Below are 7,350 nucleotides of genomic sequence, written 5' to 3' on the forward strand. Positions count from 1 at the left end.
TCCTTATAGTCAGCAAGAACGATTGGTTGGGGCATTAGTTAAAAGGGGATTTTATCCTCTTCAACCTCATCGTCCTCAAATTCATCATCGTCCTCAAACTCAGGCGGATCGATGTATTCCGGTTCGGGTGCTGGTTTAGCCTTAGTCGCAACCGAAGTGGTAGGAATAGTTGGTACGGGTGCTAATTCTTCAGCGACAGGAGATGAAGCTACATCGATCGCATTGCTGTTATCTTCTACTGGAGGAGTAGCAGCACCTGTTACTGCGGCTGGTGTGATAAGCTCTGGAGCGGGTGCCAACATAATCGTCCCAGCCGTAGGTGGTGACAGCAATGAACGAGAGCGAGGGTTGAGGATGTCAATAATGGCATCGGCAAGCCGTTCGTCAGTACCCATAAAGAAACTCTGCCAATTGAGGACAGTGGGATGGACATAGCCATCGATATAACAGGCAGGAGATTTGACCTTATCGCCGACAGATTTGCGAATGATAATCGGCTGAAAGATACAGAGGGCGTTGAAAACTTCGTTCTTAGGACGGAATAAAGTTTTGTTTGCTTCTGCCTGACAACGCGCCACTGAGGTACAAAACTTCTGCCACTCGATCGATAAAGTCGCTTGGTGAGAACCCTTGGCAAACAGTCGGAGTGGAATATCGTGAAGTGGCTGCTTGTTAGCGTCCATAAACATCACTAAGAAAATTTGGAAGTTACCAGCGTTAGGATCTTTACTGTGCTTGGTACGATCCCATTCACCCAGTACGACGAGAGTTTCCTCCGTTTGACTGGCTTGGCGATCGAATGCCCCTAGTTGACAGATAGGAGTGAGGATCATTCGAGGTTTCTGGAGCAAGATCCCCACCTCCGTTTGCCCACTGTTATAGGCGTACTCAGTCATTTCGGTACCTTCAAGGTTCTTCCAGCCAGCCTTCTCAGCTTGACTCAGCGGCACGAAATATCCATACTGGGCAGGATTCTCGCCGCGCAACGCTTGTGCGTAAGGATAGGAGAAATCGGTGGCTGGTAATGCGTCGGTGAGATATCGACTTGTAGTAGTGGTCATGAATTTTCAAAAGAAGATAAAGAACAAAAAAAGCACCAATGAGATTGGTGCCGCACAAACAATAAAAAAGCACTAATAAAGATTAGTACTAGGGATTTTAGACAGATGCCAATGCTTGACGATTGGATGCTAATAGATCGATCGCAAATTTAGTAGCAGCCGCAGTAATTCGGCCTTCAGGGATTCGAGCGAAAATATCATTAATTTGAGTGGGAGTAATCGCTTTTAACCGCTGTTGCCAAACAATTTGGGGATAAAGCCTTACCGCAATCTCGAACGCTTGGATCGGATCGATCCGTTCTGTATTATTCCAGAAAGCTGATTTCATCAAATTAGGCGCGAAACCACTTGCAGCGATCGTCGCCCTCGTTGATTCGCTGAGATTGCCACCAAGACTAGATCCGTGATCGAAACTGGGGACGAGATCTAATCTGCCATCAACGACCATTACTTCCCAGTTATTTGGATGTCGATCCACTCCGCCACAAACTGCATCCAGAGCCAGATAGCCCACGAATAAATCGGTAGCTCGATCGATTCCTGCGATTCCCACCCAATTTTGGGGACAGCCCACTTCATTTTGAGTGAGAGCCTTGAGAACATTATCAACGCTATAACTTAATGGATAACCTGCTTCATAGTTAGCGAATGTATTAGCAAGCAAGTCTCCACCAGGAATCGATTCAGCCCCTGGAGGCAAGCAATTAACTGATAGAGAGCCTGGAACAAAGCTCTGTCTTTCTTCGTTCCAAGCAAGAGCAAATTCGTAACGAGCAGTGGGTAAATCTAATAGCTTCGAGATTTCATAAACCACCTTTTCTACCCAATCATTCCGCACGTTAGGAATAGGAACTCGTGCTGAAGTTGCTGCCTTAAACAAACACAAACCTAAATCTGGATGTTCGTACCAACTTTTGGTCAATACACCTTTTAATTGGATAGAATAATCTTCAGCTACTTTCATTATTTCAGTAACCTGATAGATGGGAAACGAATCGCTCATCTTGCTACAGCACTTTCTAGAACTTGATAGTTCGATTCGGTAAATGGTTTAATTTTAACCGTAGTATGGCAAAGAAGATGGTAACAATAATGCCCACTAGTTTGTGAATTAATTTTGGCAACTTCGATCTCAATCGGACGACCGCCCACCATATTGGCTAAATATCCTGGTAGTCTACCTAAGATAGTACTGCCATGATAAAGATAACCCATGCGATCGAACTCTAAGATTGTGCCTATCGATAGCTTGTCGATATATTCATGGATTGAAACTCCTAACTTTGTGATATTTCGCGGAGAAAAGTAGAAGTGATAGTCGCCATTGGCATCCGCAGTTACTTCTGGGAAAATATCGTAGCCATCTGTAATTGAATATCCACCACTTCTCGCTACATAAGCAATGGGATCGATAGGATGTTTGGGTAAATTGAGGAACTGCAATTCTTTGACGGAATCTTCAGGACGTGCTATCGGCATCCGTTGAGCAAAGACAGAAGGGATTTCCTTGGTGATTTTAACCTCCAAAGGTTTAATTAACTTTTTCTCAAATAGCAATCGCATATTAGGACTAGCATCGATCGCATCAAATACTCCATTAACATAACAAGTACGATAGCCATCAGCATTTTTTGACATCTTTTGGATTGGATACCACGCTTTACTAATGGGATCTGTCCAACCCATAAATAATCCAGTAATCATAATATTTTTCCTAAAATCTTGTTAATTGATGATGAATAAGATTCAATCCAAACTAGGCTATTTACCTAAAGATTTTTATATTTTAAGATACCTCTGCTAGTTCCAGAGCAGAGGTATTTATATTTTAAGCTGATTTGAGGATTCTAGATGTCGTCATCTCCTCATAAGCAGCCGCTTCTAGTTCCATCTGTCGCATGTGAACTAAAAAGTCTAACCCATACTGCTCTGACTCGCTTAAATAGTCGAGATCGAATACAGTGGGATCGGAATATCGCTGCATTCGACGAATCTTTATCTCATACCAATAGTTAGAAACTCGTTTTGCAGCACGATACATAATTTCTGTATCGATCTTCCATATCCCCCGAAGTCGAGCAATCCACTCATCTCTTTCCTGTGGGATGTTATATCCCAAATAGACTAGAAATGCAGGTTCATCTGCATGGGCATTACCCCAACTGTGAGGATCTCTGGGTGGAGCTTCACAAATTACTAAGCCTGGTAGTAATTCTGTGAATGTGAAATCTTGTGGAATTAGAGGAATTGACTGGGCTAACATAGGATTGATGATGGTTTTAATCGTCTTCGCGACCTTTTTTTTGCAATAAAAAAGAACACCCAGTAGCCAAAGCTATTGAGTGTTCTCCAACTAAGCAGAGCCGCAAAGTTAGACACCCACTGGCGAAAACTAGTGGGTAGAGCAGAAATTAGAATGGAACAAGTTCAGCCGTAGCAGCAGCTTTCTTGGCAGCAATAGTAGCAGCGCGTTTTTGGGTGGAAGTTAGAACAGGTGCAACAACTTCAATAGGTGCAGGAGTTACAACAGGTGCAGAAATAGGTTCAACCGCTAGCTCAGGCAAACTAATCAGAGCGACAGTTGAAGTAATCCAGACATTGACAGTACCAACATCACCCAACTTGAGATCGCCAGTGACAACTAGATTAGCTTCGGGGATGAAAGTAGCAGCATTGAGATCGTTATTGGCAACGGTAAAGTGAATGGCAGTATTACCATCAATCGCAGTACCAGTAATGTACTTACCAGATTTAGCAGTTAAAACAGTGAGGTTAGAAGTGAACTTACGCATGATATTTTTCCTAGTAAAGTAAAAGTAGTGGATTGAACAAAAAAGTGAGAGCTTACCAATCGATAAACTCTCACCAAGAATAAACAAGCAGAAATTAAGCTAGTTGAGGAAGAGGAGGAAGTTGTAGATCTAAAATGGTGATAACTGCTTTAGATTTGCGCTCACCAGTGTCTTTGTCATTCCAGAACTCAAAAGTTAGATCGCCAACAATCGAGATAGTTACGCCTTTTACGATCCGGTGAGCGATGGTAGCGAAGTTATCACCAAGGAATTTGAGCTTGTACCAATCGGGAGTATCAGCACCAGTTTTGACCGCCAAGGAAGCTTCAACCAATCGGAGGGAACCAGTACCATCTCTAAGTGGGATAATTTTGGATTCAGAATCAGCACCAACGTTGCCAGATAAAGTAACTTGCATGGGAAATAAACTCCAGATGAATCTATAAAATTTTCATAAATTACTTACAGTAGGGTTTATCGCTTAGTACTAGCAACCAATACATTCCAGTGGGGAAGCTTAAAGGTCGAGATCGATCGTCTCCAGCGCGATTCCTAACTATTCTCGATCAGTGCTTCAATTTGAGCTAACAATTTCTCTAAACTCTTTTGCTTTTTGGGATTCTCCCAGATTGGAGATTTCTGTAGTCTGCTGGAGACTTCCTTGTAACGGAATTGAAGCGATTGCTGCTGGTTTGGATTTTCCTGTTGCTGCTCTGGACTTTTCTTGAGAGTTTTAACTTGCTGGTTGATTTGCGCTAGCGATAAGTTGTTGTGAATTGTATCGTTCAACAGCGTCATTCTTTCTGTTTCACTCTTAATCTTGGAGATCGCCTGCGCTTTCGTGTATTCAAGTTGACCCGATCGCAATACACTTAGCAAATCGTCAGGCAGATTAAGTAAAGGTAGACGATTTTTGACAAACGACTGCCAATTCATTTTCCCCAGCCAACTAAATAAGTCTTCGATTATCTGTGTTTGGGGTTGAGACATAACGTTATGTCTCAACTCAGATTCCTCATCGTATCGATCGCAGACGTTACGCATTTTGTTGAGATAACTGACCGTTTCGTCCCAAGTCAGATCCAAATGTAGAACTAATAGTTCGAGGATGCCTTCCGTTTCTTCAATCGGGTTGAGATCCTCTCGCTGAAGATTTTCTACTAAACGAACCTGAGTGGTAATATTGTCATCCATCTCCCTGATGAAAACAGGTACGTCTGTTAATCCAGCTAGTTGTGCGGCTCTTAACCGTCTTTCTCCCGCTACTAGTTCGTATTCGTTACCAACCAGTGGACGTACTAGTAATGGCTCGATGATGCCTAATTTGGTAATCGAGCGTGAGAGTTCCTCAAGTTTTGTGGGATCGAAATAGCGGCGTGGCTGGGATGGCGGTAGTTTAATTTGGGCGATCGCCAGCGTAGCATTTAGTTGTTTTGGGGTTTCTGTAATTATTTGACCGCCAAACAGGAGATTAACGGGTTTCTTGATTTCGGTGTAGGGAAGATCTTTTTTACTCACGATTTTACTGCCAATTTTTCTAGACTACTAGCTATTTTAGTTAGGATGCTCACTGCGGGATGATTTTTATCGAATAGTGCCAATGGTACTCTGCGTTCTGAGGCATCAGCAAAAGCAATACTTTTAGGAATAGGTGGAAAAACAGTTGCTATCGATGATAGCTGTTCTTGGATCGCTTTAACAGTCCGTGATTCTTGGGCAGTCCGACTGTCGAACATGGTGGGGATAAAGCCAGCAAATTGTAAGCTGGGGTTAGTATTTTGATGGATCTGAGCCACTGTATTTAATAAAAGTTCGGTACCTTTGAAAGATTTGAATTGGCACTGGATCGGGACTAGAATATGTGTGGCAGCCGTGAGGCTAATAATGCTGAGTAGTCCTAATGATGGCGGGCAGTCGATCAGGATCGTGTCATAATTATCAGCGACTTTGGCTAGAGCATTCTTGAGCCGATATTCACGAGAGATTGCACTGGCTAATTGCATCTCACTAGCCGCAAGATTAATGTCAGTAGGGACGAGACTCATCCCATGAATTAGCTGGCTGTATATGGGTAATGGTTTGCTATCGATAATGGATGAGTGGACACTCTCGCTTAATTCGTCAGGTTCCAGTCCCATGAAGGTGGTGAGGGATGCCTGGGGATCCATGTCAACCAGCAACACCCGCTGTTTCTTTTTTTGAGCCAGGTGATAACCCAAATTTTGAGTCAGGGTGGTTTTAGCAACTCCACCACTTTGGTTAAACAAGGCAATGATAATGGGTTTGGTCACGGTTTAAAGGTTGATTTATCTATTGGAATCGTACAAGTCTAGTTCTAGTTGTCGATGCAACATCAGTGGTAATTGTGGCAGTCGATCGATCAAATCGGCAAGGGTTAATTGGAAATTGCTGTGGTTCTGGCGCGATCTCCGCACCTTTGGCAGCTTTAATTTCAGTGATAATTGTCCTGGAGTCGGCTGGGGACGATGGCGGTGCATCCTCAAATGACACCCACTGCACAAGCAGACGAGATTAGACCTGTCATTTTGAGCGGGATTCCCATCTAAGTGATGTACTTGAGCCGAGAGTTTGCGTCTGAGGGATAAATCTAGGTGACGGTAACTATTGTTGGGCGGTAAGCACTTCAAGCCGCAGCGATTACAGCGATAACCTGCTGATTGCTTAACTGTAGCGGCAATTTCGCTCCAATTGTCTGGATAGCCTAGTATTGAAACCATGATTCTAAACTTACTCAGTAGGCTGTGCTTCAGCCTTGGGTTTCTTCCCGAACACTTGGATATTCGACTGCTCTAACACCAATTTTTTTGAAATTGAGATATCCTTCGCTATCATACCAAGATCGCGAACGAAGAATCGATAATCTTCGACTACCTCTCGGCGCGGCTTTGGCAAAGATTAGTGTCGCTCCTTTCACCAATTATTTAGTCGAAGCTTGGGTGTCGTCAAACAACGTATTCCCACCCAATCTTGCTGGTAAGCGAGTATATCTTTTTCCCATCCGATCTTGCCTGACAGCCAACCCAATTGCCTTATTCGATCCCACCACAATCGCTAATTTCTTCGCCCGCGTCAATCCGGTATATACCAGATTCCGCGATAACAACAGATAGTGCTGCATGTAGAGCGGCAGAATCACCACCGGATATTCCGAACCTTGGGATTTATGGATGCTAATTGACCAAGCCAATCCCAACTCATTCAAGTCCGCATAGTCATAGATAACTTCTCTACTCTCAAACTGAATCATCACCTCATGTTCAGTCGAATCGATCGCATTAACTACGCCCAAATCCCCATTAAATACTTCCCGCTCGTAGTCATTCTTGAGTTGAATTACTCGATCTCCCACCCGTAGAATATCCCCACCCCGATTAATCTGAGCTTTTTCAGGAGCGGGAGGATTAAGCAACTCTTGCAATACCTGGTTCAAATTTCGCGTTCCCACCACACCTCTAGTCATCGGACACAATACCTGA

At 43.6% G+C, this 7,350-nt stretch carries 10 protein-coding genes; all 10 read right to left on the reverse strand.

The features are described 5' to 3' along the window. Positions 1 to 38 precede the first annotated feature (38 nt). Positions 39 to 1,061, reverse strand: coding sequence for a DUF5895 domain-containing protein (locus ACEW9J_RS10840; RefSeq protein WP_373545133.1), 1,023 nt, complete (start codon positions 1,059 to 1,061; stop codon positions 39 to 41). Positions 1,062 to 1,158: 97 nt separating this feature from the next. Beyond that, entirely contained in the window at positions 1,159 to 2,064 is a 906-nt protein-coding gene (locus ACEW9J_RS10845) for a hypothetical protein (protein ID WP_373545134.1), read from the reverse strand. Continuing rightward, positions 2,061 to 2,765 carry a hypothetical protein gene (locus ACEW9J_RS10850; protein ID WP_373545135.1) on the reverse strand — a complete coding sequence of 235 codons (705 nt, stop codon included), beginning with the start codon at positions 2,763 to 2,765 and terminating at the stop codon, positions 2,061 to 2,063. Before ACEW9J_RS10850 ends, ACEW9J_RS10845 begins: the two co-directional genes overlap by 4 nt. A 124-nt stretch (positions 2,766 to 2,889) precedes the next feature. Next, positions 2,890 to 3,324 carry a hypothetical protein gene (locus ACEW9J_RS10855; RefSeq protein ID WP_373545136.1) on the reverse strand — a complete coding sequence of 145 codons (435 nt, stop codon included), beginning with the start codon at positions 3,322 to 3,324 and terminating at the stop codon, positions 2,890 to 2,892. A gap of 148 nt (positions 3,325 to 3,472) precedes the next feature. Continuing rightward, the gene (locus ACEW9J_RS10860; RefSeq protein ID WP_373545137.1) at positions 3,473 to 3,853 is read right to left on the reverse strand and encodes a hypothetical protein; all 381 of its coding nucleotides are present in this window, start codon (positions 3,851 to 3,853) and stop codon (positions 3,473 to 3,475) included. Positions 3,854 to 3,947: 94 nt separating this feature from the next. Then, positions 3,948 to 4,271, reverse strand: coding sequence for a single-stranded DNA-binding protein (locus ACEW9J_RS10865; RefSeq protein ID WP_373545138.1), 324 nt, complete (start codon positions 4,269 to 4,271; stop codon positions 3,948 to 3,950). Between the two features lie 134 nt (positions 4,272 to 4,405). Next, the gene (locus tag ACEW9J_RS10870; RefSeq protein ID WP_373545139.1) at positions 4,406 to 5,371 is read right to left on the reverse strand and encodes a ParB/RepB/Spo0J family partition protein; all 966 of its coding nucleotides are present in this window, start codon (positions 5,369 to 5,371) and stop codon (positions 4,406 to 4,408) included. Continuing rightward, on the reverse strand, positions 5,368 to 6,144 hold the full coding sequence (locus tag ACEW9J_RS10875; protein WP_373545140.1) for a ParA family protein: 777 nt from the start codon (positions 6,142 to 6,144) through the stop codon (positions 5,368 to 5,370). The genes ACEW9J_RS10870 and ACEW9J_RS10875 overlap by 4 nt, the downstream gene beginning before the upstream one ends. Before the next feature lie 15 nt (positions 6,145 to 6,159). Beyond that, positions 6,160 to 6,591 (reverse strand): restriction endonuclease, encoded by a 432-nt coding sequence (locus ACEW9J_RS10880; protein WP_373545141.1) that lies wholly within the window; start codon positions 6,589 to 6,591, stop codon positions 6,160 to 6,162. A gap of 200 nt (positions 6,592 to 6,791) precedes the next feature. Then, positions 6,792 to 7,350: ATP-dependent RecD-like DNA helicase (locus ACEW9J_RS10885; protein WP_373545142.1), on the reverse strand; the 559-nt coding region annotated here is incomplete at its 5' end.

The sequence above is a fragment of the Chamaesiphon sp. genome (assembly GCF_041737865.1).
Lineage (GTDB): Bacteria > Cyanobacteriota > Cyanobacteriia > Cyanobacteriales > Chamaesiphonaceae > Chamaesiphon.

Bases quoted from the DNA above. Each gene is read 5' to 3' on its own strand.
- ACEW9J_RS10855 (WP_373545136.1), bottom strand. From the start codon at position 3,324: ATGTTAGCCCAGTCAATTCCTCTAATTCCACAAGATTTCACATTCACA.
- ACEW9J_RS10840 (WP_373545133.1), bottom strand. From the start codon at position 1,061: ATGACCACTACTACAAGTCGATATCTCACCGACGCATTACCAGCCACC.
- ACEW9J_RS10845 (WP_373545134.1), bottom strand. From the start codon at position 2,064: ATGAGCGATTCGTTTCCCATCTATCAGGTTACTGAAATAATGAAAGTA.
- ACEW9J_RS10865 (WP_373545138.1), bottom strand. From the start codon at position 4,271: ATGCAAGTTACTTTATCTGGCAACGTTGGTGCTGATTCTGAATCCAAA.
- ACEW9J_RS10880 (WP_373545141.1), bottom strand. From the start codon at position 6,591: ATGGTTTCAATACTAGGCTATCCAGACAATTGGAGCGAAATTGCCGCT.
- ACEW9J_RS10860 (WP_373545137.1), bottom strand. From the start codon at position 3,853: ATGCGTAAGTTCACTTCTAACCTCACTGTTTTAACTGCTAAATCTGGT.
- ACEW9J_RS10850 (WP_373545135.1), bottom strand. From the start codon at position 2,765: ATGATTACTGGATTATTTATGGGTTGGACAGATCCCATTAGTAAAGCG.